The 26,544-nt window shown below is 54.6% G+C and carries 21 protein-coding genes; 11 read left to right on the forward strand and 10 right to left on the reverse strand.

The annotated features are described in order from the left end of the window. Window positions 1–17: 17 nt before the first annotated feature. Window positions 18–1,103: an HD domain-containing phosphohydrolase gene (locus tag ACXAIA_RS09740; RefSeq protein ID WP_475349151.1), complete on the reverse strand. Its 1,086-nt coding sequence runs from the start codon at window positions 1,101–1,103 to the stop codon at window positions 18–20. A gap of 105 nt (window positions 1,104–1,208) precedes the next feature. Here ACXAIA_RS09740 and ACXAIA_RS09745 point away from each other — a divergent pair, with 105 nt between their 5' ends. Beyond that, the gene (locus ACXAIA_RS09745; protein WP_475349152.1) at window positions 1,209–1,430 is read left to right on the forward strand and encodes a hypothetical protein; all 222 of its coding nucleotides are present in this window, start codon (window positions 1,209–1,211) and stop codon (window positions 1,428–1,430) included. 46 nt (window positions 1,431–1,476) lie between these two features. Here the strand turns inward: ACXAIA_RS09745 and ACXAIA_RS09750 are convergent, their stop codons facing one another. Further along, a complete protein-coding gene (locus tag ACXAIA_RS09750) occupies window positions 1,477–2,358 on the reverse strand; it encodes a 50S ribosomal protein L11 methyltransferase (protein WP_475349153.1) in 882 nt (293 codons plus the stop codon). 74 nt (window positions 2,359–2,432) lie between these two features. Continuing rightward, the gene (locus ACXAIA_RS09755; protein WP_475349246.1) at window positions 2,433–4,787 is read right to left on the reverse strand and encodes a UvrD-helicase domain-containing protein; all 2,355 of its coding nucleotides are present in this window, start codon (window positions 4,785–4,787) and stop codon (window positions 2,433–2,435) included. 193 nt (window positions 4,788–4,980) lie between these two features. Between ACXAIA_RS09755 and ACXAIA_RS09760 the strand changes: the two genes are divergently transcribed. Further along, window positions 4,981–5,760 (forward strand): EF-hand domain-containing protein, encoded by a 780-nt coding sequence (locus ACXAIA_RS09760; protein WP_475349154.1) that lies wholly within the window; start codon window positions 4,981–4,983, stop codon window positions 5,758–5,760. A gap of 3 nt (window positions 5,761–5,763) precedes the next feature. Here ACXAIA_RS09760 and wecB read toward each other — a convergent pair whose 3' ends face one another. After that, complete coding sequence (wecB, locus tag ACXAIA_RS09765; RefSeq protein ID WP_475349155.1) at window positions 5,764–6,858, reverse strand: non-hydrolyzing UDP-N-acetylglucosamine 2-epimerase; 1,095 nt, start codon at window positions 6,856–6,858, stop codon at window positions 5,764–5,766. 507 nt (window positions 6,859–7,365) lie between these two features. Here wecB and ACXAIA_RS09770 point away from each other — a divergent pair. Continuing rightward, complete coding sequence (locus ACXAIA_RS09770) at window positions 7,366–7,761, forward strand: hypothetical protein (protein WP_475349156.1); 396 nt, start codon at window positions 7,366–7,368, stop codon at window positions 7,759–7,761. A gap of 70 nt (window positions 7,762–7,831) precedes the next feature. On the opposite strand, the gene ACXAIA_RS09775 is transcribed toward ACXAIA_RS09770, so the two are convergent. Continuing rightward, the gene (locus tag ACXAIA_RS09775) at window positions 7,832–9,625 is read right to left on the reverse strand and encodes a chloride channel protein (RefSeq protein ID WP_475349157.1); all 1,794 of its coding nucleotides are present in this window, start codon (window positions 9,623–9,625) and stop codon (window positions 7,832–7,834) included. A gap of 296 nt (window positions 9,626–9,921) precedes the next feature. On the opposite strand from ACXAIA_RS09775, the gene ACXAIA_RS09780 reads away from it, so the two are divergent. Next, a complete protein-coding gene (locus tag ACXAIA_RS09780; protein WP_475349158.1) occupies window positions 9,922–11,166 on the forward strand; it encodes a multidrug effflux MFS transporter in 1,245 nt (414 codons plus the stop codon). A gap of 75 nt (window positions 11,167–11,241) precedes the next feature. Here ACXAIA_RS09780 and metH read toward each other — a convergent pair whose 3' ends face one another. The 4 genes from metH to ACXAIA_RS09800 form a co-directional block, all read right to left on the reverse strand. Next, window positions 11,242–13,893: a methionine synthase gene (metH, locus tag ACXAIA_RS09785; RefSeq protein WP_475349159.1), complete on the reverse strand. Its 2,652-nt coding sequence runs from the start codon at window positions 13,891–13,893 to the stop codon at window positions 11,242–11,244. Between the two features lie 38 nt (window positions 13,894–13,931). Beyond that, window positions 13,932–14,999, reverse strand: a complete 1,068-nt coding sequence (locus ACXAIA_RS09790) for a homocysteine S-methyltransferase family protein (protein ID WP_475349160.1) — start codon at window positions 14,997–14,999, stop codon at window positions 13,932–13,934. Between the two features lie 49 nt (window positions 15,000–15,048). Further along, window positions 15,049–15,942, reverse strand: coding sequence for a methylenetetrahydrofolate reductase (metF, locus tag ACXAIA_RS09795; protein WP_475349161.1), 894 nt, complete (start codon window positions 15,940–15,942; stop codon window positions 15,049–15,051). Between the two features lie 99 nt (window positions 15,943–16,041). Next, window positions 16,042–17,019 (reverse strand): ArsR/SmtB family transcription factor, encoded by a 978-nt coding sequence (locus ACXAIA_RS09800; protein ID WP_475349162.1) that lies wholly within the window; start codon window positions 17,017–17,019, stop codon window positions 16,042–16,044. A gap of 302 nt (window positions 17,020–17,321) precedes the next feature. Between ACXAIA_RS09800 and ACXAIA_RS09805 the strand changes: the two genes are divergently transcribed. Together ACXAIA_RS09805 and ACXAIA_RS09810 are read left to right on the forward strand one after the other, a co-directional pair. Next, complete coding sequence (locus ACXAIA_RS09805) at window positions 17,322–18,107, forward strand: MlaA family lipoprotein (RefSeq protein WP_475347187.1); 786 nt, start codon at window positions 17,322–17,324, stop codon at window positions 18,105–18,107. A 9-nt stretch (window positions 18,108–18,116) separates the two neighbouring features. Next, window positions 18,117–18,755, forward strand: a complete 639-nt coding sequence (locus ACXAIA_RS09810) for an MlaC/ttg2D family ABC transporter substrate-binding protein (RefSeq protein WP_475349163.1) — start codon at window positions 18,117–18,119, stop codon at window positions 18,753–18,755. Between the two features lie 149 nt (window positions 18,756–18,904). Here ACXAIA_RS09810 and ettA read toward each other — a convergent pair whose 3' ends face one another. Beyond that, window positions 18,905–20,584, reverse strand: coding sequence for an energy-dependent translational throttle protein EttA (ettA, locus tag ACXAIA_RS09815; protein ID WP_475349164.1), 1,680 nt, complete (start codon window positions 20,582–20,584; stop codon window positions 18,905–18,907). 529 nt (window positions 20,585–21,113) lie between these two features. Between ettA and ACXAIA_RS09820 the strand changes: the two genes are divergently transcribed. The 5 genes from ACXAIA_RS09820 to ACXAIA_RS09840 all read left to right on the forward strand — a co-directional run bounded on the left by ACXAIA_RS09820 (window position 21,114) and on the right by ACXAIA_RS09840 (window position 26,434). Further along, a complete protein-coding gene (locus tag ACXAIA_RS09820; RefSeq protein WP_475347184.1) occupies window positions 21,114–21,374 on the forward strand; it encodes a DUF4212 domain-containing protein in 261 nt (86 codons plus the stop codon). Between the two features lie 24 nt (window positions 21,375–21,398). Further along, window positions 21,399–23,165 (forward strand): sodium:solute symporter family protein, encoded by a 1,767-nt coding sequence (locus tag ACXAIA_RS09825; RefSeq protein ID WP_475349165.1) that lies wholly within the window; start codon window positions 21,399–21,401, stop codon window positions 23,163–23,165. Window positions 23,166–23,288: 123 nt separating this feature from the next. Continuing rightward, a complete protein-coding gene (locus tag ACXAIA_RS09830) occupies window positions 23,289–25,157 on the forward strand; it encodes a DUF294 nucleotidyltransferase-like domain-containing protein (protein ID WP_475349166.1) in 1,869 nt (622 codons plus the stop codon). A 5-nt stretch (window positions 25,158–25,162) separates the two neighbouring features. Beyond that, window positions 25,163–25,852 carry an exonuclease domain-containing protein gene (locus ACXAIA_RS09835; RefSeq protein WP_475349167.1) on the forward strand — a complete coding sequence of 230 codons (690 nt, stop codon included), beginning with the start codon at window positions 25,163–25,165 and terminating at the stop codon, window positions 25,850–25,852. Between the two features lie 63 nt (window positions 25,853–25,915). Then, complete coding sequence (locus tag ACXAIA_RS09840; protein WP_475347180.1) at window positions 25,916–26,434, forward strand: hypothetical protein; 519 nt, start codon at window positions 25,916–25,918, stop codon at window positions 26,432–26,434. Window positions 26,435–26,544 lie beyond the last annotated feature (110 nt).

Consider the following 26,544-nt stretch of genomic DNA (forward strand, 5'->3'; position numbering starts at 1 on the left):
GCTGTCAGGTTCCGTTGTCAGACCAACTGGTCGGGCATACTGTTATAGATGCTTTCAAAGCGGCCGTGATGATCGGCAAAAAGGCCTAGAAGCATGGGATCAAACATTTCAGGTGATGTCCGCTCGTCGCCTTTGGTAATGATTTCGACGGCTTCCAGATGGGCATAGGGCGGCTTGTAGCGGCGTGAACTGCGCAACGCATCATAGACGTCTGCCAGTGAAACAATCCGGGCGATCATCGGGATATCGTTGCCAGACAGTCCGGCACAATATCCCGACCCTTCCCAATGTTCATGATGATAGCGCGCAATCACGGCTGCCTGTTCGATCACGGGATTATCCGAAGAACTCAGCATGGCAAAACCGATCTCGGTATGGCGCTGCATGGTTTTGAATTCTTCGTCGGTCAGCTTGCCGTTCTTGAGCAGCACATCATCAGGCACCCCGACCTTGCCGATGTCATGAAGAATACCCGCCAGCCGGATGGTCCGTTGAACATTCTGATCCAAACCGGCCATGTCGGCCAGCAGCTGCGAGTACAAGCCGACACGCACGCAATGTTCGGCAGTTTCAATATCCCTGTACTGCGAAATCAGGCTGAGCCGGTCGATCATTTCCTGCTCGGCACCGCCAAGTTTGCGGGTGATGTCATCAAGGGTTTTTGACTGGCTGATATTTTCAAGTTCAAGCTTGCGAACCCGTTCCCCTTCGCGGTCGCGTTCCAACAAGCGCGCCTGTGCATCCAGGGCAGCGCGTTCGAGATCGGCACGCTCAATCGGCTTATCAAGGAACTCGCGCACGCCAAGACGCAGTGCGGTAACCGCATCCGACTTGTCCCCATCGCCGGTCAGAAGGATAAACTCAAAGTCGCGCTTGTATTCCTCTATCACCCGTTTGACGAATTCCAGCCCACCGCAATTTGGCATGCGCAAATCAGAAACGACCAGACGCAGTGACGCATCACCGCGCACTTTATCGAGCGCTTCCAGACCGTCCGATGCGACCACCACCTCAAACCCGGCACGTTCGAGAATACGTGCAAGCAGTTTACGGATGGGGGGCTCGTCATCAACAACGAGAATACGGTGCTCAAGCTCGCTCAATCGGTCCTCTCCCTATGCGATGCACGACACTACCAGTGAATAGATAGAACCTATCCGTTGGTATTGTATATTGCAACATACGCAGAAGATGACAGAGCGGATTTCATGCGCAGCAACGGGCTTTCGCCAAGTATTTCGCGGAAATTCTGGCACAAACCAGTGATTGCAGATCAGCCGGGGAGCTCAGCCGATACCGTGATTTTGATCGCTGTTGCGCAATTAGATCGCGAATCGATGGCTGGGACGGCAAGAATCGCCCCCTTGCGCGCAAGTCAGCCTCAATGGAAATTGATCCACAGGCAGAACAAAAAACGGCTGCCCACCTGATCTGATGGGCAGCCGCCAAAACCGTTCGATTTTAAAATGCTATGTGTTAGCCAACGACAAGTGTCGTCCAGTTCTCGACCTTGAATCGGTTGATCAAAGACAACCCGACTTCGCGATAGGCCGACAGAACAAACTGTTCCTGATGCGCCAAAAGACCCGACAGGATCACAACGCCGTCTTCAGAAAGCGTGTTGGTCAGGTCATGCGCCATGGCGCGCAGCGGGCGGGCAAGGATGTTGGCGCAAACGATGTCGTAATAACCGGCGTCACTGATGCGGGAATCCTGAAAACCGTTTGAATGAATGGCCGTGACAAGGTCGGCAACCTTGTTGGTTTTGGCATTTTCGCGGGCAACGCGCACCGATGCCGCATCAATATCTGCCATCATCACCGGGCAGCGCCATGTTTTGGCACAGGCCATACCCAGAATGCCGGACCCACAGCCCATGTCGAGCGCGTTATAACGCGGGCCACGTTTCGCCAGCCAGTCAATGGCCGCGAGACACCCTTTGGTGGTTTGGTGTTCACCAGATCCGAATGCCAGACCGGCATCAACCTGCAGCGCGGTTTTGGCGACCGGGAGTTCTTCGTCCCAATGCGAGCCATGTACAAAGAACCGCCCGACCGAGATCGGCTTGAAGCTGCGCAGGTTTTCACCCACCCAGTCTTTCGGCTCATACGTCCCGAACGTTACCGACGGTGTTTCAATACCAACAGCAGATGCCATGATTGAAACCGCGGTTTCCACAGCACCCTTGTCAAACATCTCGCCAGAAAAGCCTTCAACCCGCCAGGGCGCTGTCGGATCGCCATCACGTTCGAAATGCGACAGCGCATCGCAGTAATCAAACAGCGCGTCGGCAAAGACTTGCGCATGGGCGCCATCAACTTCGAACTGGAAGTTGTAGCAAAGAACGGGTTCGGTCATATCGCTTCTCGCTTGTGTGGGCGGCGAAACTTCACTGCCCGGTTAAATCGGTGATCCGAAAAGTTGGCTGGGGCTTACCCCGGCAGGATAAAGCTGTCGACCACTTTCTTCGTGCCGACACTTTCAAAGTGGATTTCAAGCTTGTTGCCATCCACGGACCGCACAGTGCCCGATCCGAACTTGCGATGACGCACCGTATCGCCAACCTTGTATTTCGACGATTTCGAATTGGTGGTGTAGCTGGTTTCCCCGTCCGGCTTCACATCAATCACATTCTTGCGCACGCGATCCTGCCAACCGCTGGACGCAAATTTGCGATCCCCTGCGCCCAATGTCTTGTTGCGATCCGATGCACCGTCGCTGGCCCAGCTTGGCATCTTCATCCATTCATCCGCCCCCCAGGCGCCCGGGGAATGATTGCCCCCATGCCCACCCAGGCCGGTATCGCTGCTGCGTTCGATATGCTCATCAGGCAACTCATCGACAAAGCGCGATGGCAGGGCAGATTGCCACTGGTTATAGATGCGCCGATTGGCGGCATAGCAAATGGTCGCGCGTTTGCGTGCACGTGTTATGCCGACATAGGCCAGACGACGCTCTTCTTCGAGGCCCTTGACCCCGCTTTCATCCATGGCGCGCTGATGGGGGAATACGCCCTCCTCCCAGCCGGGCAGGAAGACATAGTCAAACTCAAGCCCCTTGGCAGCATGCAGGGTCATGATCGTGACTTTTTCTTCGTGATCGTTCTGCGCGTTTTCCATCACCAGCGACACATGCTCAAGGAAGCTTGTGAGGTTTTCAAACTCGCCAATCGCGGAAACCAGTTCCTTAAGGTTCTCGAGCCGCCCCGGCGCATCGATCTCCTTGGAGGCCCGCCACATGTCGGTATAGCCGCTTTCATCAAGGACGGTCTCGACGACCTCGACATGGCTGCTGTTGCCAAGCATTTCACGCCAGCGTTTGAAATCACCCAAAAGCCCGCCGATGCTTTGACGCATCTTGGGTTTGAGTTCTTCGGTATCGATCAGATCGCGCGCCGCATCGGGCAGCGATATCGCCTGATCGCGGGAATATTGATGCAGGGTTTGAAGCGTTGCCTTCCCCACCCCGCGCTTGGGCACATTGACAATACGTTCAAACGCCAGACTGTCGTTGGGTTGTGCAACAAGGCGGATATAAGCCAGTGCATCCCGGATTTCCTGACGCTCATAGAAGCGTGGGCCGCCAACAACGCGATACGGAATGCCAAGCGTAATCAGGCGTTCTTCAAATTCACGGGTCTGGAACCCGGCACGCACCAGAATGGCAATCTGCGATGCGCCGACACCCTTGGTTTGCAGGGCTTCGATATCTTCTCCAATCAGGCGTGCCTCGGCTTCACCGTCCCACACACCTTTGACAAAGACCTTTTCGCCGGTATCGATTTCCGTCCAAAGCTGCTTGCCCAAGCGTCCGTCATTGAACGTGATCAGTTTGGACGCGGCCGCAAGAATATGCGGCGTGGACCGATAATTCTGTTCAAGACGCACAACCTTGGCGCCGGGAAAATCCGTCTCGAACCGCAAGATGTTACCGACCTCGGCCCCGCGCCAGCTATAAATCGCCTGATCATCATCCCCAACGCAGCAGATATTGCGATGAACCATGGCCATGGCCCGCAGCCACAGATACTGGGCCACGTTGGTATCCTGATACTCATCGACCAGAATGTAACGGAAGGTATTCTGATACTGCTTCAGAACTTCCGGATGCTGCTGGAACAGCGTCAGGCAATGCAGCAACAGATCACCAAAGTCGCAGGCATTCAGGACTTTGAGACGTTCCTGATAAATCTTGTAAAGATGCTTGGCCCCGCCATTGGCGAACTCGACACTTTCATTGACCCGCTCAGGCGTCAGCCCTTTGTCCTTCCATCGCTGGATGATCCCCATCAGCTGCTTGGCCGGCCATTTTTTCGGATCAATCTGTTCGGCATCCATGATCTGCTTGAGCAGGCGGACCTGATCATCGCTATCAAGAATGGTGAAGTTTGACTGCAGCCCGATCAGATCGGCATGCCGGCGCAACAAGCGCGCCGAAAGCGAGTGGAAGGTCCCCAACCACCAGCCTTCAACCGGCCGTCCAAGCGCCTGCGCCACACGTTCCTGCATTTCCTTTGCCGCACGGTTGGTAAAGGTCACGGCAAGGATCTGCTGCGGGTGCAGGCGCTCGGACTGCGACTTGGTTTCAAGCAGGTGTGCGAGCCGCGTGGTCAGCACGCGCGTTTTCCCGGTCCCCGCCCCTGCCAGAACCAGCAACGGTCCATCAAGGGTTTCCACAGCATCGCGCTGCTCGGCATTCAGGTTTTCGAGATATGCCGGGGTCGGTGTGTCGGCCAGACGCATTTCGGGGCTGGCGGCGAATTCATCAATTTCGAACGGATCATCCATCATGATGGCATATATATCACGCTCCGCATCAAGAGCCAGCCTTGCATCCGCAACGGCCGTGCAATTTTCCCTGTTCGTGCAAAATCGTCGCTAAATGCACCGTTTTTCAACTTGAGTTGAATTTTTTGCGCCAGTTTTTGCCGACCTATACGTGTGCTTAAGCATCAGAGCAATTCTCAATCAAGGCAGGAAAATGAGCGGTATCAACGGCATGGGCGGCAACATTGCCCAGTTACTTGGTCAAAACGGTCAAAATGCGAATTCCACTTCCGGCACAGATACCGTGTCGGGCGCAGAAGCATTTGGCTCGCTTGCACTTTTCAGTCTTCAGAACAGCGGCGAGAACAGCTCGGACGCCATGACTGATTTGACGTCGAAAAGTGAGGCCATTACCGGCCAACTGTCAGATTCCATTCTGTCGATGCTTATGGAACTGCAGGAAACGAGCACGACGACAGATGGCAACAGCAGCTTTGATGCTCAGCAATTGTTTTCAGACATGGATGCAGATGGTGACGGTACACTGAGCAAAGATGAATTCATGTCTGCTGCCCCTGATGACGTGACCGAAGAGATGTCAGAAAACCTTTGGAACGTTATGGCGGGTTCAGACTCAGATAGCATTTCCGAAAAAGATTATCTTGCTGCCATGGCTCCGCCTCCTGGCGCAATAACTGCCGAAGAGACTGAGAGCAGCTCTGACGAAACGTTGACGGGCTACGCTGCATCTCCTGGCGAAGACGGCACCTACGACCCCCTTGATACCAACGAAGACGGCGTTGTAAGCTTTTCGGAAATCATGGCCGCTGCACCAGTAGATGCAACCCCGTCTGCAAGCAGCCTGCCTGACGTCAGCAACGAAGCAGAGCCTACAGAAGTCTCCACCGAACAGACTGAGCAACCTGCAACAACCCCGCTTGATCCACGCAATGAGTCCTTCAGTAACAAGTTGATGGCTCAGGTAATTGGCTAACACCTAGCGGGATGAAAACTCTTCAAGCACGTCAATGATCCTGCCAGTGGCCTTACCATCCCAAAACGGGATTGAAGTGGCCCTTCTTGGGAGTGTCGTCTCTTGTAATCGACACATCACGGAGGGCAGTAATTCTTCTATATCGACCAGCCTGTTGGTTCCCTTGATGATGGTGATCGGACGTTCTGTCGATCTACGCAGGGTTAGACAGGGCACGCCAAGGCAGGTTGTTTCTTCCTGTACCCCGCCGGAGTCCGTCACCACGACACCGGCATCCTGCATCAAACTTGCAAACTCGACATAGCCCATCGGCGGCAACAACCGAACTCCCGCGGCACTCAGATCATCGATCGAACTTAATTCCGCGAGGCGCTTTTCTGTTCTAGGATGAAGGACAAAGCAGACCTCTGCTTTGTCGCCCAGTTCCTTCAATGCCTGACAAATCTGTCGAAGCCTTGCCAAAACATCGACATTACCTTGCCGATGCAACGTCACAAGGACATAGCGCCCCTTCGGCACGCCAACCTTACTGGCAGCATCCTCCCGGTCAATTTGCGGCCGCATCATCACAAGCGTGTCGGCCATGATATTGCCAACCAGCTTGATACGATCTGCCTCTATCCCCTCGACGATCAGGTTTTCGTCGGCATCCTTTGAGTGCGTCAGTAAAAGATCCGCCTTGTGATCAATCGCGATGCGGTTGTGCTCTTCCGGCATGTCGGGTTCATAACACCGTAGCCCCGCTTCGAGATGCACAAGGGGTATTGCCATTTCTGCCGCGACCATCGCAGCCGCCCGGGACGAATTCACATCCCCAACGACCAGAACCATGTCAGGTCGATTTGCATGGCACAACGCCTCATAGGCCCGCATCATGTCGGCGACGGGATCGCTGTTTTCTGACGCCGCCCAGTTCAGGACGTGACCCGGGTCTGGCAATCCGAGTTCCCGCCAAATCGCCGAGGACATCGCATCATCGCGATGCTGGGCGGTATGGACAAAAGAAGGACGTATGACCGGATGGTTCCGCAACGCGCGCCACAGGGGTGCGATCTTCATGAAGTTGGGTCTGGCACCGGCAATGAGGTGGAGCTTCATATCTTATCGACACGCGTCCTGCTTCTGGGAAAGTTCGACCGTCTTGCCATAGCCTAATAGATAAGTCCTACGACCTGTAACCTTCTTTGGTATCGGTATTTTCTGCCGTCCGTCGCCTCAGGCAGGATGTCAGAACGGCCTGCGGCCTTATCGCGCTATTCAATCGTCTTCGCATGTAATTTGCGAACCCTTGCGTCCCGCAACCGTGGTCTGAAAATTGCTTTGATTTCTGATGGTAAGCACGCCTGACGCGCCCAGAGACATTCGGGGGGTGTTGGCCGTGCTTTGTGCATCCCAGAAGAAAGGTATCTCGCAATGAGTACTATTTTTGGATTGGGCAACGGGTTGCCGATGTCAACCCGGGCCAGTTCCGCGGAACGGCCAGGTGCACACGAAGGTATCGAAGGTTTTAGCGCAGGTAGCGCTGCACCTGTAGCAAGTGTTGGGGCAATCGGATCTGAGGGGGGCTCGTCTAAAAGCCAGCTTTCGGATGCGGTTCAATCCGTCATGCTTGAATTTCAGGATATCGGAAGCGGGTCATCAAGCTTTGCTGCGGCCATGGATGCCGTCAAAGCCAATGACAGCGCAAACAGTATCAAGACTGCCGATGACGTCGTTTCCTCAAATTCCGATCCGGCAAATGACGACCCTGCACTTGCTGAGCAGGATGCCGAGGAGGAATTCAAATCAGCCCTTCGTGACAATTTCAGTCCGCCAACAAAGGACGAAAAACAGGACAAAAAGGCCGAGATTGAAAAACGCAGGGAACGTCAGGAGATCGATGACGCAGCCGAGCAGGCTGCAACCGATCTTCCCGAAGACGTTGCCGGTCTTGATAGCCGGGTCGCAGCCCAGGTCATGTCTGGTCAGCCAGCACGACAGCAACCCGCATTGGCCGCCTGATCACATCGGCCATAAAACCTTGAACGGAGCAGCGCCGTACAGCGCTGCTCTTTTCTTTTGTTTGAAAATATCAGAACAGCTTGGGCGGCGCGTCGCCGCGGTCTTCGCTCTGAAGCTCAAGCAACGCGTTGTTATAGGCCATCATCGCATCCTTTTCATGAACGAACCCGATGATATGGCGTTCCTCGGCACTGTTAAGGACCGGCAGATGTTCCTCGCCGGTTTGTTCCATCAGTTTGATGGCCTTTTCGATACTATCAGTGCGATACAGAACCGGCGGCTTTGATCGTGCGACCTGGCCTGCCGTTACCTCATCCCCCAACTTGGGATCAAAGGCGGCGTGACGCAAATCCGTCAGGGTAATCGTGCCATGCAGCTTGCCCTGGTCATCAATGACAAACAGTTCTGAATAGGGGGCATTGATCAGTTTTTCCCGCACTGTTGTCAGCCCCTCGCCAAGCGGGACGGTTTCGTATTCCCGCTTCATGATCTCGGCGACCTTGATCGTGCGTAGCAAATTGACTTCCCGGCCCCAGCGGGTCGAAACGCCACGGCATTTTAGTTGCCACTGGAAGAACGATCCACCCTGGAATTGATCCATCACCACCGTCGCCAGAACAGACGCCACCATGACCGCCGCCGTCAGGGCATAATCACCGGTGAGTTCGAAGATGATCAGCGTGGTAGAAATTGGCGCGCCAAGGACAGCTGCCGCCACGGCACCCATGCCAACAAGTGTGTAGGCCGAATAGCCCGATGACAGGTCGGGGAAGACATTGGTGGCGATAATACCAAACGCCCCACCCAGCATCGCGCCAAGGAAAAGGGCCGGACTGAACATGCCACCGGCGAAACCAAGCCCCATGCAGATCGACACCACAAACCCCTTGGCAAGCAGCAAGCCGATCAGGAAGGTCAGGTTATAGCTTTCATTGAGCGCATCGTTCATCGCCCCATAGCCGACACCGACGATCTGCGGAAAAAGTATGGCGACCAGTCCGACAATCAATCCCGCCACCGCGGGTCTTACCCAAAGCGGTGCATTGGTGCGATTTGCCGTTCTTTGGACAATCGGAATGGCGCGCACGACCAGCACCGCCGCAATCCCGGCAATAATCCCCAGAAGGGCAAAAGCAGGAAATTCCCAGAACGACTGAATATCATGGCCCGGGATCAGAAAGGCGACTTCATCGCCATAATAGATCCGCGTGATCACCGTTCCGGTCACAGATGCCAGCACGATCGGCGCAAAGGCTGTCAGGGCATAATGACCAAGTGCGACTTCATGGGCAAACAGCGCCCCGGCAAGTGGCGCATTGAACGATGCCGCAACGGCTGACGCCACGCCACAGCCCAACAAGGTTCTTGAGGCTGAACGCCGCAAATGAAGAATACGCGCCAGCCACGCCCCAAAGGATGCCCCCATATGAACAACCGGCCCTTCACGGCCAAGGGATGCCCCACTGCCAAGCGAGACAGCACTGGCAATCGCACTTTTGATCCCGCAGCGCGTTGACATGCGGGCGTCATGGAAGGACGCGGCATCAATGACGTCGGCAACCCCGTGCGGGCGCTTTTCAGGTAGAAACTTGTAGATGAAAATACCGACAATCAGACCGCCTACCGTCGGCGCAAGAATAAGCTGCCAGACCGGGATTTCGCTGAGGTGGCGGTGAAGGGCTTCTTCGCCGGTTCCGAAAAACAGCGACTGGATGAACAACAAACCGTCGCGAAACAGGATAGTTCCGCCCCCGGCCAATGCCCCGACAAGTAACGCCAAAATCGACAGAACCAGTTGCTCGCTTTTGACGATGCGGCGCAGACGGTTCAAAAAGATGTTCGATTTCAGAAGCTTTTCAGCCATATCAGCAATACCGGGGTTGGCGATAAGAAACGCAGCAAGATCATAGGATCACGTTTTCCTGCGAATAAAGGGTAAAGACAAGCAAGACCACGGTTATTTTCGCATTTCTGACACCCATTGATTGATCAGGGCGGATATGTAACAACAAGTGACCCGGGTTCAGGGCAGCCCCAGTGCCGCGATCCCGTTTAAGAAAACCGTCATTGCCAAAAACACACGAAATGCACCATTCTGCTCGCGCTACGTGAAAGCGGGGCCAGAAACGCCACCAATTGTTCTCAACGGAACCAAAAATAATGAATGACCCTCGACCAACGGGTACGCAGGCGGCACGGCCGTTGCCAGGACTTGTTGAATTTATCTGCCTGATGGCCATCACCATCGGTCTGGTCGCCCTGTCGATTGATAACCTTTTGCCGGCCTTTGGCCCGATTGCAGCGGATTATGGCATCGAAGACGGCAACCGCATGCAAATGCTGATCTATGTTTTCATGATCGCGTTTGGCCTGATGCAGATCGTCTATGGCCCGCTTGCTGACAGCTTTGGCCGCCGCCCCACCCTGATTGCCGGCCTTGGTATCTATTGCGTTGGCACCGTCATGGCGATCTTTGCCGACAGCTTCGAGTACCTTCTTGCTGCGCGTTTTGTGCAAGGCCTTGGGGCCGCTGCGCCGCGCGTTCTGACCATGGCAATCACCCGTGACTGTTTTGAAGGTCGCGAAATGGCCCGTGTCATGTCCTTTGTCATGATGGTGTTCATTGTCCTGCCCGTCTTCGCCCCTGCATCTGGCAGCCTGATCCTCGCACTGGCCAACTGGCATATGATCTTTGTCAGTACGCTTGTCCTCGCGATTGCGATTGTCTGCTGGTATCTGCTGCGCATGCCTGAAACCCTGCACCCGGAATACCGGCACAGATTGTCGCTGCGCCGGGTCGGTCGCGACATCAAAACCACGGTGACCAATCGCCAAACGCTTGGCTATGCGACCGCCATGGGCATGATGTTTGCCTCCCTGATGGCCTATATCGGGTCGGCCCAGCAGATATTTGAAACCGAGGTCTATGGCCTTGGCGTCTGGTTCCCGCTGGTCTTCGGGATGATTGCTGCTTGCATGAGCGTGTCATCCTTCGTCAATGCCCGCCTGGTGCGCAAGATCGGCATGCACAAGATTTCGCATATCGCACTGTTCGTGATGACCGGCAGCAGCCTGATCAATGTTCTGATTGCGATTTGGTTTGATGGGCAGCCGCCCCTGCCGCTGTTTGGCATCGGCCTGACAACGATCCTGTTCTGCTTCTCGCTGACCATGCCGAATTTCAACTCACTGGCCATGGAACCGGTCGGCGCGATTGCTGGAACCGCATCTTCGATGATTGGCGTTTACAGCACGCTGATTGGCGTGATTGCCGGCGGCATTATCGGGCAGCAGTTTAACGGCACCGTGATCCCGCTTCTGGCGGGTTACTTCTCGCTCGGACTGATTGGCATTGTGATTGTCGGCATTACCGAACGTGGCAAGTTCTGTCGCCCCACCCACTAGGGCGCATTACCCCTAAAACAAAAAAGCCCCGCAGAGTGCAGTCTGCGGGGCTTTTTCTTGCGACCGGACAGGCGATTATTTCGCCTGACGCGGATCGTAGTTCAGGTTCGGCGCCAGCCAGCGCTCAGCCTCTGCCAGGGTCATGCCCTTACGCTCGGCATAGCTTTCCACCTGATCGCGCTCGATCTTGCCAAGACCGAAATATTTGGCATCCGGATTGGCGAAATAAAAACCGCTAACCGATGCGGTAGGCGTCATGGCGTAGCTTTCGGTAAGCGACACACCGACATTCTTTTCCGCGTCAAGCAGCTCCCAAAGAATGCCCTTTTCGGTGTGCTCCGGGCATGCGGGATAGCCCGGTGCCGGACGAATGCCGCGATAGTTTTCGGCAATCAGATCATCATTGCCAAGCGCCTCATCCGGGGCATAGCCCCAAAGTTCCTTACGGACTTTTTCATGCATGCGCTCGGAAAAGGCCTCGGCAAAGCGGTCACCAAGGGCCTTGACCAGAATGGCGTTGTAATCGTCATGCTCGGCTTCGAGCTTGCCGGCAATCTCTTCGACTTCCGGCCCGGCCGTCACGACAAAGGCACCGATATAGTCGGTCTTGCCACTGTCTTTCGGCGCGATGTAATCGGCCAATGCCCGGTTCGGGCGCTTGTTGTTTTCGCGGTACATCTGCTGACGCAGGGTATGAAGCATCACCGGTTCATTGTGATCCGGGGCCGGGGTAACTTCGATGTCATCACCGACCGAGTTGGCCGGCCACAAACCAACCACCGCCTTTGGCTTGAACCATTTTTCGGCAATGATTTTCTTGAGCATTTCCTGCGCGTCTTCATACAGTCCGCGCGCGGTTTCGCCGACCTTCTCGTCCTTGAGGATATCCGGGAAACGGCCATGCAGTTCCCAGGTCTCAAAGAACGGTTTCCAGTCAAAGCGTTCCAGCAGCTCTTCAAGGTCGAACTCCTCAAACAGGGTAATCCCCGGTTTGAGCGGAACAGGTGCCTCGAAGTTATCCCAATCAAGCTGTGCCTTGTTGGCACGTGCATCGACAATCGAGAAACGCTTTTTCTGCAACTGCTGTGCGGCATGCTTTTCAGCCATCGCCACATATTCATTGCGAATTTCCGTCGCAAAGCGTTCGCGATGGGTTTCGGACAGAAGCTGGCTTGCGACACCGACCGCACGAGATGCATCGATCACGTAAACCACCGATGATTTCAGATAGTTCGGCGCAATTTTGACCGCGGTATGGACCTTCGATGTTGTCGCCCCGCCAATCAGAAGCGGGATATCAAGACCTTCGCGTTCCATCTCGGCCGCGACATAGGTCATTTCCTCAAGCGACGGCGTAATCAGGCCCGAAAGCCCGATCATGTCGACGTTTTCTTCCTTGGCGGTCTCGATGATTTTCTGGGTCGGCACCATCACGCCAAGGTCAATGACCTCGAAGTTGTTACATTGCAGAACCACGCCCACGATGTTCTTGCCAATGTCATGCACATCGCCCTTAACGGTCGCGAGTAGGATTTTGCCATTGGTTTCGTGCTTGCCGTCTTTTTCCTCTTCGATGAAGGGAATCAGATAGGCAACGGCCTTTTTCATCACGCGGGCGGATTTCACCACCTGAGGCAGGAACATCTTGCCGGCACCAAACAGGTCACCAACGATGTTCATGCCATCCATCAGCGGCCCTTCAATCACATGAAGCGGCTTGTCGGCCTGCTGACGGGCTTCTTCGGTATCTTCTTCGACATATTCGGCAATGCCGTTGATCAGCGCATGTGCCAAACGTTCATTGACCGGCTTTTTACGCCATTCAAGGTCGGCCTTTTTCTCGGGCCCGCCTGTGCCTTTGTATTTCTCGGCAACTTCCAGCAACCGGTCGGTCGCATCCGAACGGCGGTTGAGGATGACGTCTTCAACGCGTTCACGCAGTTCTTCGGGAATTTCTTCGTAAACAACCAGCTGACCGGCATTGACGATGCCCATATCCAGTCCCGCCTTGATAGCGTGATACAGGAACACCGAATGCATCGCTTCACGCACCGGGTTGTTGCCACGGAACGAGAAGGACACGTTTGAAACACCGCCGGAAATCTTGGCATAGGGCAGATGTTTCTTGATCAGACGGCACGCCTCGATGAAATCGACCGCGTAATTGTCGTGTTCTTCGATACCGGTTGCGACGGCAAAGATATTCGGATCGAAAATGATGTCTTCCGGCGGGAAGCCGACTTTCTCGACCAGCACGTCATAGCTGCGTTTACAGATTTCAAACTTGCGATCAACCGTATCGGCCTGACCTTTTTCATCAAAGGCCATGACGACAACGGCCGCCCCATAGCGACGAAGCATCTTGGCCTGCGCAATGAAGGGCTCTTCGCCTTCTTTCAGACTGATCGAGTTAACGATGCCCTTGCCCTGCAGGCATTTAAGGCCTGCTTCAATCACGTTCCATTTGGAACTGTCGACCATGATGGGCACACGCGCGATGTCCGGTTCGGCCGCGATCAAGTTGATGAACTTGACCATCGCCGTTTCGGCATCAAGCATCGCATCATCCATGTTGATGTCGATGATCTGTGCGCCGTTTTCGACCTGCTGGCGGGCGACTTCAAGCGCTGAATCGTAGTCTTCCTCGACAATCAGCTTCTTGAATTTGATCGATCCGGCAACGTTGGTTCGTTCACCAATATTGATAAATCTGGAAATGTCGGTCATGGGTCTTTTCGATCTCTTTTCAGCAATCAATATCGGGGTTACGCGGCATCAAACGGCTCAAGGCCGGAAAGACGCATGCGCGGCTCGAATTTTGGCACGATGCGTGGTTTGACATCGGCAATGGCGTCGGTAATCGCCTTGATGTGCGGCGGCGTCGTACCACAGCAGCCACCCAAGAGATTAACCATCCCTTCCTCGGCCCATTCCTCGACCAAAGCGGCCATTTCCGGAGCTGACTGGTCATACTCGCCAAATTCGTTCGGCAGACCGGCATTCGGATAAACCGACACGCGGCATTCGGCGATGCGCGAAAGTTCCTGCACATAGGGTCGCAGCTGTGCCGCACCCAGCGCGCAGTTAAGTCCGATCGAGAAGGGCTTGGTATGACGGACGGAATTGTAAAATGCCTCGGTCGTCTGCCCCGACAGGGTCCGACCCGATGCATCCGTGATCGTACCTGAAATCATCACCGGCACATCTTCACCACGTTCTTCGACAACTTCATCAATGGCAAACAAGGCTGCCTTGGCATTCAGCGTATCGAAGATGGTTTCAACAAGAAGCGTATCCGCCCCGCCATCAAGCAAACCGTTGGCTGCTTCCTTGTACGCCTCTTTCAGCTGATCAAAGGTAATCGCACGGAAGCCCGGATTGTTCACATCCGGTGAAATGGATGCGGTCCGGTTGGTCGGGCCGATGGCACCGTTGACAAAGCGAACGTCCCCCGGGTGGGATGCTTCCCATTCGTCACAGGCCGCACGGGCGATCTTGGCACTTTCGTAATTGATCTCGTAGGCCAGATCTTCCATGCCGTAATCGGCCTGGGCAATCGTGGTCGCGCTAAAGGTGTTGGTCCCGTTCAGGTCCGCACCGGCTGCGATATATTGCAGATGGATGTCCTTGATGATGTCGGGCTGGGTCAGGGACAGAAGGTCGTTATTGCCCTTCACATCCTGTTTCCAGTCGGCAAAGCGTTCACCGCGATAATCTTCCTCGGTCAGCTTGTGCTTCTGGATCATCGTGCCCATTGCGCCATCAAGGATCAGTATCTTTTCCTCGGCCTTTTTGCGCAGCAGGGCAATGCGTTCCTTGCGATCATTCATCATTTTCATCCAGTCAATTTGTCATGCGTCACGGTCAAAGCAAAAGGGACGATCAGGCCGCAGCCTGTTCAGGCACGCGAATGCCCAGCGCATGACAGATGGCATATGTCAGTTCGGCACGGTTTAGCGTATAGAAATGGAAGTCGGTCACACCTTCGCTGATCAGACCTTCTACCTGTGAAATCGCTTCATGGAATGCAACCATGCGGCGCGTATCGGGGTCTTCATCAAGACCTTCGAACCGCCAATGCAAACGCTGCGGTACAGAAGCACCACACATATCGGCAAATTTCAAGAGTGAGGCAAAGTTGGTCACCGGCAGAATGCCCGGAACAATCGGCGCATCAATGCCCGCAGCCACACATTTATCCCGGAAGCGAAGGTAGGTTTCGTTATCAAAGAAGAACTGGGTAATCGCCCGGTTTGCACCGGCATCGATCTTGCGTTTGAGATACTCGATCTCGAAATCTGCACTCGGCGCATCCGGGTGGGTTTCGGGATATGCCGAAACCGAGATATCAAAATCAGCAATTTCCTTAAGCCCCGCAACGAGATCAACCGCATAGGCATACCCGCCCGGGGTCGGCTCATACTTGTCACCGGCATCAGGCAGGTCGCCGCGCAACGCAACGATCGAACGGATCCCCTCATCCCAATAGCTGCGCGCGATCTGATCAATCTCTTCCTTGGTGTGGCCGACACAGGTCAGGTGGGCTGCTGCCGGAATGCCGGTTTCCTTTTGAATCCGCGTTACGCTGCCATGGGTGCGGCCACGCGTGGTGCCGCCTGCCCCATAGGTCACAGAGACGAAAGACGGATTAAGCGGCGCAAGCCGACGGATTGACCGCCACATGGTTTCTTCCATCTTCTCGGTTTTCGGCGGGAAGAATTCGAATGAAACCTTGAGGTTTTTGCGTACTGCCTTGATTTCCTGAACCGTCATCATATCAATATTTAAATCCTGTCTTCGCTTTCCCTGTGGGCTTTTTACTGCGCTGGCCCCTTGGGTCGGGTCTTATTGTCTTGCTGTTTCAAAAAGTGCACGCTATTCGGCTGCCTTTTCAGAACTGTTTTCTGGTTTGTCTGCCGCCTGATCCGTTACCGGGTGCGCTGACCAGATCCGCACTGTAAGTGGCTTTCCGGGCAGGCTGATCACATTGTCGGGCTCAAGCTTGTTGATGCGGAACCACGCATTGATCGACCCGTCATCAAAGCCAAGTCGACGATGTGCATGTTCCTCACGCAATTCTTCGTGCTCGTGCTGTGCAAAATCGACGATCACGAGCTTGCCGCCCGGCGCGAGAACCCGCGCGGCTTCGGCAAGGGCGGCCTCGGGCTTCTCTGCGAAATGCAAAACCTGATGCAGGGTCACCACATCAAACATGCCACCCGGATAAGGCAGCTGATACATATCTGCCTGGCGAACGAGGCAATTAGACAAGTCCGCACGTTGCAGGCGCGCACGCGCCACCGCCAACATTTCGCGGGACATGTCAACACCAACGCCCTCTTCGGCATTGCGCCCAAGCAACTCAAGAATGCGCCCTGTGCCGGTACCGACATCAAGAATGCGACCCCCGGTCAAATCACCCACGGCCTCGAGCAACGCCCTTTCCACCACGGTTTCATCGACATGCAGGGATCGGATCCGGTCCCAGTCTTCGGCATTCGCGCGGAAATATTCGGTGGCGATCTTCTCACGCTCGGCTTTCACCTGGTCAAGGCGGGCGCGATCAAGCGATAGCGTTTCGTCATCTTCGGGCAAAAGATCGAGAACGGGCTGAACAAGGTCAGCCCCCGGACCGGAATGCGGTGTACGATAGAAAACCCAAGTACCTTCGCGAAAACGCACCAGCAAGCCTGCTTCGCACAACAGCTTAAGATGTCGCGATACACGTGGCTGGCTTTGCCCAATGATTTGGGTGATCTCACTGACGGTCAGTTCACACTCGGCACAGATCGCCAGCAAACGAAGCCGTGTTGCTTCGGCAGCTGCGCGTAATCTTGCCAGAACCTGTTCCATCTCAATGCCCTCCACGTCGATGAGAAAGATATAAAGATATGTTTATATTTGTTCAAGGACTATTTTCGCCGTGAAACATGTTGCCCAAATGCCACACACATAAAGTGCTTGATCGCGATCAACTTTTTGTATGCTGGTGTTTAAATTCACCCTATGCTAACCAGATGGATATCTGAGGCGTGTGCGTTACATGGTCGCCCTTGCGAGCAGGGAGTTGATCGGTAACGTTTTTTGGTGTCCCGCACCAAAAACGTTTTGGGTCAGGGGAAGTCTGTGTATCGAACATCGGTTGGCTAAAAATAATGAAGTTTCGAACTTTGCTTTCGCTTTGTGCCGCAGGATCGCTGTCTTTGCTGACCGCGTGCGCATCGACAGAACCCGCTCAGGACACGAGTGATTACGACCCGCTTGAACCGGTGAACCGTGTTGTTCACGGCGTCAACGGCGCAGTCGATTTCATGGTCCTGTATCCCGCTGCAATGTGGTACCGCGACATTGCCCCGGAACCAGTCAAAACATCCGTCAAAAGTTTTGTGCGCAACATCAACGAACCGTTGAACTCTTTCAACGCGTTGCTGCAAGGTGATCCGGATCAGGCTGCTGCCTCGTTCCAGCGTTTCATCATGAACTCGACGATTGGCCTTCTTGGCTTCAACGATGTTGCAACCGACTTTGGCATTCCGTATCGCCGCGAAGATTTCGGTCAGACCCTTGCCCATTATGGCATTGGCGGCGGACCTTACATCGTGCTGCCGCTGATTGGCCCGTCCAACCTGCGTGACACGACCGGTATTGCCGTTGATTACGTTGCCAACCCGCTGACCTGGGGCGCTGAAAACAGCGACACCGCAGAAGCTCTTTACTGGGGGTCTCTCGGTCTCACCGCCCTGCATACGCGCTACGCCACGATCAATCAGCTGAACGAACTGCAGAAATCGTCGATCGATTATTATGCAGCTCTGCGTAGCCTGTATCGTCAGCAGCGCAACGCGCTGATCCGTAATGGTGCCCCGGCGCCAACAACAGCTGTTGAAGACGAAAGTGCCTCTTTTGACTTCGACGAGGCTGTTGACGCGGCAAGCGAATAAGAGCCGGTCATGGCAAATATCAAGATCGCCATACCAACTGCTGCGATGATCGCCATCGCGGCAGTTTGGGCGAATCCTTCGTTGGCAAACAGCCCGTCCTCCAATGTCGTTGCCGAAGTCGCTGTTGAAACCAGTGCCGCAGACGTCATTCAGACCATGGCCGATCAGGCCATCAACGAGCTGACAGACCAGTCACTCGCAGATGAGGTCCGTCGTAAAAAGTTCGTCTCCCTGATGGACCGCTACTTTGCGATGGATGTCGTCTCGCGCTTTGTGCTTGGCCGTTACTGGCGCTCGATCTCCAAAGAGGAAATCGAGGAGTTCTCGGTTCTGCTGCAGAACTATCTGGCGCTGAACTACGCCAACCAGTTCAAGGAATTCAACGGCGAACAATTCGTTGTCGGCGATGAAACCCAGAAGAACAAGGACACCTTTGTCGACTCGCAATTTGTCCGTCCTGACGGACCGCCGGTCAACATCGTCTGGCGGATGCGGGTGTTTGATGACAGCTACAAGATCATTGATGTTTCCATCGAAGGTCTGAGCATGGGCATCACCCAGCGCGACGAATTCACATCGGTCATTCAGCAAAACAATGACGATGTCAGCGCCCTGACCGCAGCATTGAAGGCAAAGACCGGCCTTTAAGAAAAGACCGTCTTCACCACCAAATACAAAAGCCACCATCCTCGCGAGGGTGGCTTTTTTTTGTTTTGGTCCGTTTTGTTTTGGTCCATCGCCCAGACATAAAAAAGGCCAGCCGAAGGTGGCCTTTAATCTCAAACCGAAAGCCCGCCTTAACGAGTGAGCGGCTTGTATTTGATGCGGTGCGGACGGCTGGCCTCTTCACCATAGCGGCGTTTGTAATCCGCTTCATATTCCTGATAGTTGCCTTCGAACCACTCGACATGCGAGTTGCCTTCGTAAGCAAGAATATGGGTCGCGATACGGTCAAGGAAGAAGCGATCGTGCGAGATAACCACGGCACAACCGGCAAACTCGAGAAGACCTTCCTCAAGCGCACGCAGCGTATCGACATCAAGATCGTTGGTCGGTTCGTCAAGCAGCAGGACGTTCGCGCCGGATTTGAGCATCTTGGCCAGATGAACACGGTTACGTTCACCACCTGAAAGCTGACCGACTTTCTTCTGCTGATCTGCCCCCTTGAAGGCAAACTGCGATACATATGCACGCGAGCTCATCGGGCGTTTGCCCAAAAGGATTTCGTCAAGACCATCGGAAACTTCCTGCCAGACGGTCTTGTTCGGATCAAGCGAATCACGCGACTGATCGACATAGCCCATCTTGACGGTTTCACCGATTTTCAGATCACCAGCGTCCGGGCTTTCTCTGCCGGTCAGCATTTTGAACAGCGTTGTTTTACCCGCACCGTTCGGACCAATGACACCGACGATGCCACCTGGCGGCAGACGGAAATCAAGGTTCTCGAACAGAAGCTTGTCACCATAAGCCTTGGTCAGACCTTCGGCAGTGATGACTTCATTACCAAGACGCTCGGCAATCGGAATAACGATCTTGGTCGAATCCGGAACCGCTTTTGCGGCCTCGGCGACAAGATCATCATAGGCACGGACACGGGCCTTGGATTTTGCCTGACGACCTTTCGGGTTCTGACGGATCCAGTCCAATTCGGTCGCAAGCTGTTTCTGACGGCTGCCTTCCTGACGGGCTTCCTGTTCCAGACGCTTCTGCTTCTGTTCCAGCCACGAGGAATAGTTGCCTTCAAACGGGATGCCCTGACCACGGTCAAGTTCAAGAATCCAGCCCGTGACGTTATCGAGGAAGTAACGATCGTGGGTGACCAGAATGACAGTGCCCTGATAGTCTTCAAGGTGACGTTCAAGCCACGCAACCGATTCCGCATCAAGGTGGTTGGTCGGTTCGTCAAGCAGCAGGATGTCCGGCTTGGCGAGCAGAAGACGGCAAAGTGCCACACGGCGGCGCTCACCACCGGAAAGCTTGGAAACGTCTGCATCCTTGGGCGGGCAACGCAGGGCGTCCATCGCGATCTCAAGGGTGCGTTCCAGATCCCAGCCATTGGCCGCATCGATGCGTTCCTGCAGTTCGCCCTGCTCTGCAAGGAGTTCTGTCATCTCGTCATCGGTCATCGGCTCGGCGAATTTTCCGCTGATCTCGTTGAAGCGCGCAAGATCGTCAACGATCGAACCACAGCCTTCCATGACGTTGCCAAGAACGTCTTTTTCCGGGTTAAGCTGCGGCTCCTGCTCGAGATAGCCAACATTGACGCCATCAGCAGGCCAGGCCTCACCGGCGTAATCCTTCTCGATGCCGGCCATGATTTTCAGCAGGGTCGATTTACCTGCGCCGTTGTTCCCGAGAACACCGATTTTTACGCCCGGCAGGAAGGACAGCGTGATGCCCTTGAAAAGTTCGCGACCGCCCGGAAGGATCTTGGTCAGGTCCTTCATGACGTAAATATACTGGTAGGATGCCATTAAATTCCCCATCCAAAAGTCGTTGGGTCCGCCCCGTCGGGCCGGAACACTACGGCACGCCCAAGGCGCGTGCCTGAAATACTGTGCCCGTTTGTAACCGACAGGCTGTCTCTTAACAACTTCAAACCGCAGAAGCCCGAAACTACCGGCCCAACCGCGCAAATCTTGCAACGATTCCACGTCGAAAAACCGGCAAAGGACACTTTCGCGTTCAGTTACCCCCTGAAAACGTCACTTTTTAGGCAGAAACAGCATGGCTTGTTCAACCCTGAAATGCTGCAGCGCACACAATAAAAACCGACCGGTTTCTGTCACTATTTTCAGTCATGCCACAGACGTCAAAGCCCCTAACACCCTGTTCTATACGACTAATGATTAGCTTATGGCGAATCCCGAAAGCTGATATCGACCTTTACAGGCAATGAGTGTGTCCCAATGCATTCGATGCCACTCGTTCATGCGGCCGGCAAAAACAATTCAAAAATGATGTCGGCAGGGAAAGTTATCATTTCTAGGAAGGAGACGCGCGATGGATGAACAAAGCGCAGCCTACTGGAAGAGAAACGTGAAACTGGTCTCGGTGCTTGTCGCGATCTGGTTCATCGTTTCCTACGGTTTCGGCATCTTGTTTGTCGATGCCCTCAATTCTATCGAAATAGCGGGCTTCCAGCTTGGTTTCTGGTTTGCTCAACAGGGGTCCATTTACGTCTTTGTCGCACTGATTTTCGTCTATGTGGCCAAGATGAACAAACTGGACCGCGAATTCGGCGTCCAGGAAGACGACGACTGACGCAGTATCTGGGAGACAGACAAGATGGATCTTACTACCCTTACATATATTGCCGTCGGTTTGAGCTTCGCGCTGTATATCGGCATCGCGATCTGGGCCAAGGCAAGCACCACCGGCGAATTCTATGTCGCTGGCAAAGGTGTTAACCCGGTCGTCAACGGCATGGCGACCGCAGCAGACTGGATGTCGGCTGCTTCCTTTATCTCTATGGCTGGCCTCATTGCCTTCCTTGGCTATGGCGGCTCGGTTTACCTGATGGGCTGGACTGGCGGCTACTGCCTGCTGGCAATGCTTCTGGCACCGTATCTCCGCAAGTACGGAAAATTCACCGTGCCGGAATTCATCGGGGACCGTTATTATTCCAAAGCGGCCCGTATCGTTGCTGTTATCTGCCTGATCTTTATCTCGTTCACCTATGTGGCAGGTCAGATGCGCGGCGTTGGTATCGTGTTCTCGCGCTTCCTTGAAGTTGAAATCCTGACCGGTCTGATCGTCGGCATGGGTATCGTCTTCATCTATGCCGTTCTCGGCGGCATGAAGGGCATTACCTATACCCAGGTTGCACAGTATTGCGTTCTTATTGTTGCCTACACCATTCCGGCAATCTTCATTGCCTTCCAGCTGACCGGCAATCCGCTGCCGCAGCTGGCATTCGGCTCGACCGTGAATGGTACCGGCGAATTCATGCTTGACCGCCTTAATCAGGTTGTGACGGAACTCGGCTTCCTCGAATACACCACTACCAGCAAGTCAACGATTGATATCTTTGCAATCACCGTTGCCCTGATGGTTGGTACCGCAGGTCTGCCGCACGTTATCGTTCGCTTCTTCACCGTTCCGAAAGTTCGTGATGCACGTTCTTCGGCTGGTTGGGCACTGGTCTTCATCGCGCTGCTTTACACCACCGCTCCGGCAGTTGGTGCAATGGCTCGTCTGAACCTGACCGAAACCATCCAGACCGGCGAAGTCGGCGATCCGGAAGGCAACCTTGTATTCGAAGAACGTCCGGACTGGATGAAACGTTGGGAAGCTACCGGCCTCCTGTCGTTTGAAGACAAAAACGGCGATGGCCGTATCCAGTACTACAACGATGCAAACGCAGAGTTCGCCGCCAAGGCAGCCGAGTTCGGCTGGCAGGGTAACGAGCTGAAGGTTGACCGTGACATCATGGTTCTGGCCAACCCGGAAATCGCACAGCTTCCGAACTGGGTCATCGCACTGGTTGCAGCAGGTGGTATTGCCGCTGCCCTGTCGACGGCTGCTGGTCTGTTGCTTGTGATTTCGTCTGGCGTATCGCATGACCTTCTCAAAGGTACATTCACACCAAACATGACAGAAGGACAGGAACTGATGGCAGGGCGTGTTGCCGCTGCGGTCGCGATCCTGATTGCCGGTTATCTGGGCTACAATCCTCCGGGCTTTGTCGCACAGGTGGTGGCCTTTGCCTTCGGTCTTGCCGCATCCTCGCTGTTCCCGGTTATCATCATGGGGATCTTCTCCAAGAAGGTTAACCGCGAAGGCGCGATTGCCGGCATGCTGACCGGTCTGGTCTTCACCATGGGCTATATCCTTGCCTATAAAGGTGTGTTCTTCGACCCGATCATTGCAAACACGCCTGAAAACTGGCTGTTTGGCATCTCGCCGGAAGGTATTGGTGCGGTTGGTATGGTTCTGAACTTCATCGTTGCTTTCGCTGTGTCGAAAGTCACCGCAGAGCCGCCAGAGCATATCCAGCACATGATTGAAGATATCCGCGTTCCGAAAGGGGCCGGTGGCGCGGTTGACCACTAATCGGTCAACCAGTTTGCCAAAAACTGTTGCGGGCCCCCGGATCCTTGATCCGGGGGCTTTTCTTTTCCGCTTCACTCAGGCAACAATGCAATCAGGGCGCGCCCTTGCGGAGGAAAAAAGGTCATGAGCATCGAACTCGAAGAAATTGCCGAGTTTCTGAAACAACACCACCCGTTCGATCTGTTACCCGATGCGGAAATAAATGCGCTGCCCAAACGCCTGCAGGCCCGCTATTTCCGGGCCGGGACCAAGGTGCTGTCGCCCGAACAACAATGCCTTCATCTTTATATTATCCGCACCGGCGGTACTGAGACCCGTGACCCGAACGGGCAATTGCTTGCCCGCCTGTCAGAGGGTGAATGTTTTGGCGTGCGCGCGATGTATCAAAACGGACGGGCTGCCAACAACATCACCACCCTTGAAGACAGCCTGTGTTACCTGCTGCCCGAAAAGGATTTCCATGATCTGACGGGCAAGTACCCGCAATTTAGCTATTTCTTCTCGCAGATGGGGGGTGATCGGCTACGCAGCGGCATGCAGCTGCTTGAAAGCCGCGATGACGACCAGCTCAAACTGATGAGTGTCAAGGTCAGTGACCTGATTGCCCGTGATCTGGTCAGCATCGACAAATCGGCATCGATCCTTGAAGCGGGCCAGCTCATGAGCAAGGAACGGGTATCCTGCCTGCTGATCACCGAAGGCGGCGACGGCGTTGCCGGTATCATGACCGACCGCGATCTTCGCAACCGGGTTGTCGCCGAAGGCCGCAGCTATGACGAGCCGGTAACGGGCATCATGACCGAAAAGCCGATTTCGATCTCGCCCGATCAATATGCGTTTGATGCCCTTCTGACCATGACGCGCAATAATATCCGCCATCTGCCGGTGATGAATGACGGCAAGGCGGTCGGCATGATCACCACCAATAACCTGCTCGCCCGCCAATCGCTGTCAGCGGTTTACATGGCCGGTCGTATCGGCAAGCTGACCGACCCTGCAGAAATGGCCAAGGTTATTGAACAGGTTCCCGAACTCCTCAGTCACCTGATTGAGGCGGGCGCAACATCACATAATGCCGGGCATATCGTGACCACCCTGTCGGACGCGGCAACCGCGCGCCTGCTACAATTGGCCGAAGAAGAATTTGGCCCCCCACCCGTTCCCTATGTCTGGATGGCCGGCGGATCACAGGGCCGCCAAGAACAAACCGCCCTTTCGGATCAGGATAACTGCCTGATCATTGATGACGCCTTTGAACCTGATCAACACGGCGCGTATTTCAAGAAACTGGCCGATTACGTCTGTGACGGGTTGCACAAGGTTGGCTATGTCTATTGCCCCGGCGACATGATGGCCAAGATCGATGAATGGCGCCAACCGGCCCGCACCTGGCAGCAATATTTCAATAAATGGATCGAACAGCCCGAACCAAAGTCCCTGATGCTGTGTTCAGTGTGGTTTGATTTGCGCCCGGTTCATGGCACCAAAAGCCTGTTTGACGACCTGCACCGCATGATTGTTTCCAAGGCCAAGGACAACCGCATTTTCCAGGCCTATATGGTCGGCAATGCGCTGACCCATCATGTGCCACTTGGCTTCTTTAAAAACTTCGTCATGATCCGCGGCGGGGAGCATGACAAAACACTTGATCTCAAACACAATGGCGTGGTGCCGATTGTCGATCTGGCACGTATTCATGCCCTTGCCAACGGGGTTGAGGCGGTCAACACCTATGAACGCCTCAATGCCGTCAAAGCCTTCCCGTCGATCAGCAATCAGGGGGCATCTGACCTTCTCGATGCGTTTGAGTTCATCAGCATCACACGGCTTAAACATCAAGTACGGCAAATTCGGCGCGGCGAGGCGCCTGATAACTTCCTGCAACCCGAAAGCTTGTCAGCATTCGAGCGCAGCCATCTCAAAGACGCCTTCTCGGTGATCAAGAACCTGCAAAGCGCGCTTGAGCACGCCTTTGGCAAAAGTGGGACGTGATCAAGATGGGTTTGCGCGAAAAGATCCTTGATAGCCGCCTATACCGTGATTTTGTCCAACGCAAGGCCACCGGGCCCTTGCGGACCTATTACGACGTACCGCCAGCCGATCCCGAAAGATCGGTGATGGAAACCGAATTCATCGCGCTTGATCTCGAAACCACGGGCCTTGATCCCAAAAGGGAAGAAATCGTCAGCCTGGGCTGGGTCATCATTCGCCAGCTCGCGGTCGATTTTTCAAGTTGCGAGCATATTCTGGTCCGCCCCACCAAGGAACTTAGCGAAAGCTCCGTCGTGGTGCATCGCATCTTCGATAGCGACGTCGCCGACGCCCCGAATATCGAGGCTGCCCTTGAACATCTGTTGCCGCAAATGGCAGGGCGCGTTTTGATTTCGCACCATGCGCCGATTGAGCTCGGCTTTCTTGGTCAGGCCTGCAAACGCTGCTTTGGTGCGCCGCTGCAAATTCCGACCGTTGATACCCTTGTGCTGGCGCTACGTGACATTCGTCGCAGTGGGGAGCCGATGAAGGCCGGCGCCCTTCGCCTTGATACCCTGCGTCGAAATCACAACCTGCCGCCCTTCCGGGCGCATAATGCGCTTTCGGATGCCATTGCCGCATCTGGCCTGTTTCTCGCCCAGGTCGCCAACCGTGATCCAAAAGGCGAACTTGAGCTCGACCGGATACTGCGCTAATCGGTTATCAGGGGTCAAAAATGCCCCACCAACAATAACAGTAATTCGGGAGCCACCAGCATAATGTACGTCTTCATCTTCACGACAGTTGTTGTCGGGTTTGCATCGGCTGGTGTGGTCATGCTGCTGTTCCGACTTTGGGGCCGCAAAGCACCGAAATATGTCATCCCCTTTGTCGCGGCGATTGCGATGTTTGGCTACATGATCTGGGATGAATACACTTGGTTTGACCGTTACGAAGCCCGCCTGCCACAAAACATCAGTGTCATCCAGACATTCACCGACGAAAACATCTTCGCACCCTGGACACTTGTTTCCGCGCCAACCAACCGTTTTACCGCTATTGATCACGACAAGCTGGTCGCCAATCCCGAAAACCCTGATCAAAAGCGCGTCATGACGCTGCTTCTGCGCAAGGGCGGTGAAACGCTGGCGCTCACGCATCTTGTTGATTGTGCGCAAGGTCGTCGTGGCTATATCACGCCGGAAACAGCACTTGATGACAACGGCTTCCCGACTGATATGGATGAGTGGTTTGATATGGGCCCGGATGAGCCATTGCGCGCAGCCGTCTGTTCGTAATCATCATCCCACCAAGCACTTCTGATCTTTGGCCCGCCTCCCGGCGGGCCTTGTCATTTATCGGCACGTTACAAAGGTGATCGCCCTCATGCCTTTGTTTCACAGCGATT

Source organism: Thalassospira sp. ABL2_045 (assembly GCF_056161285.1).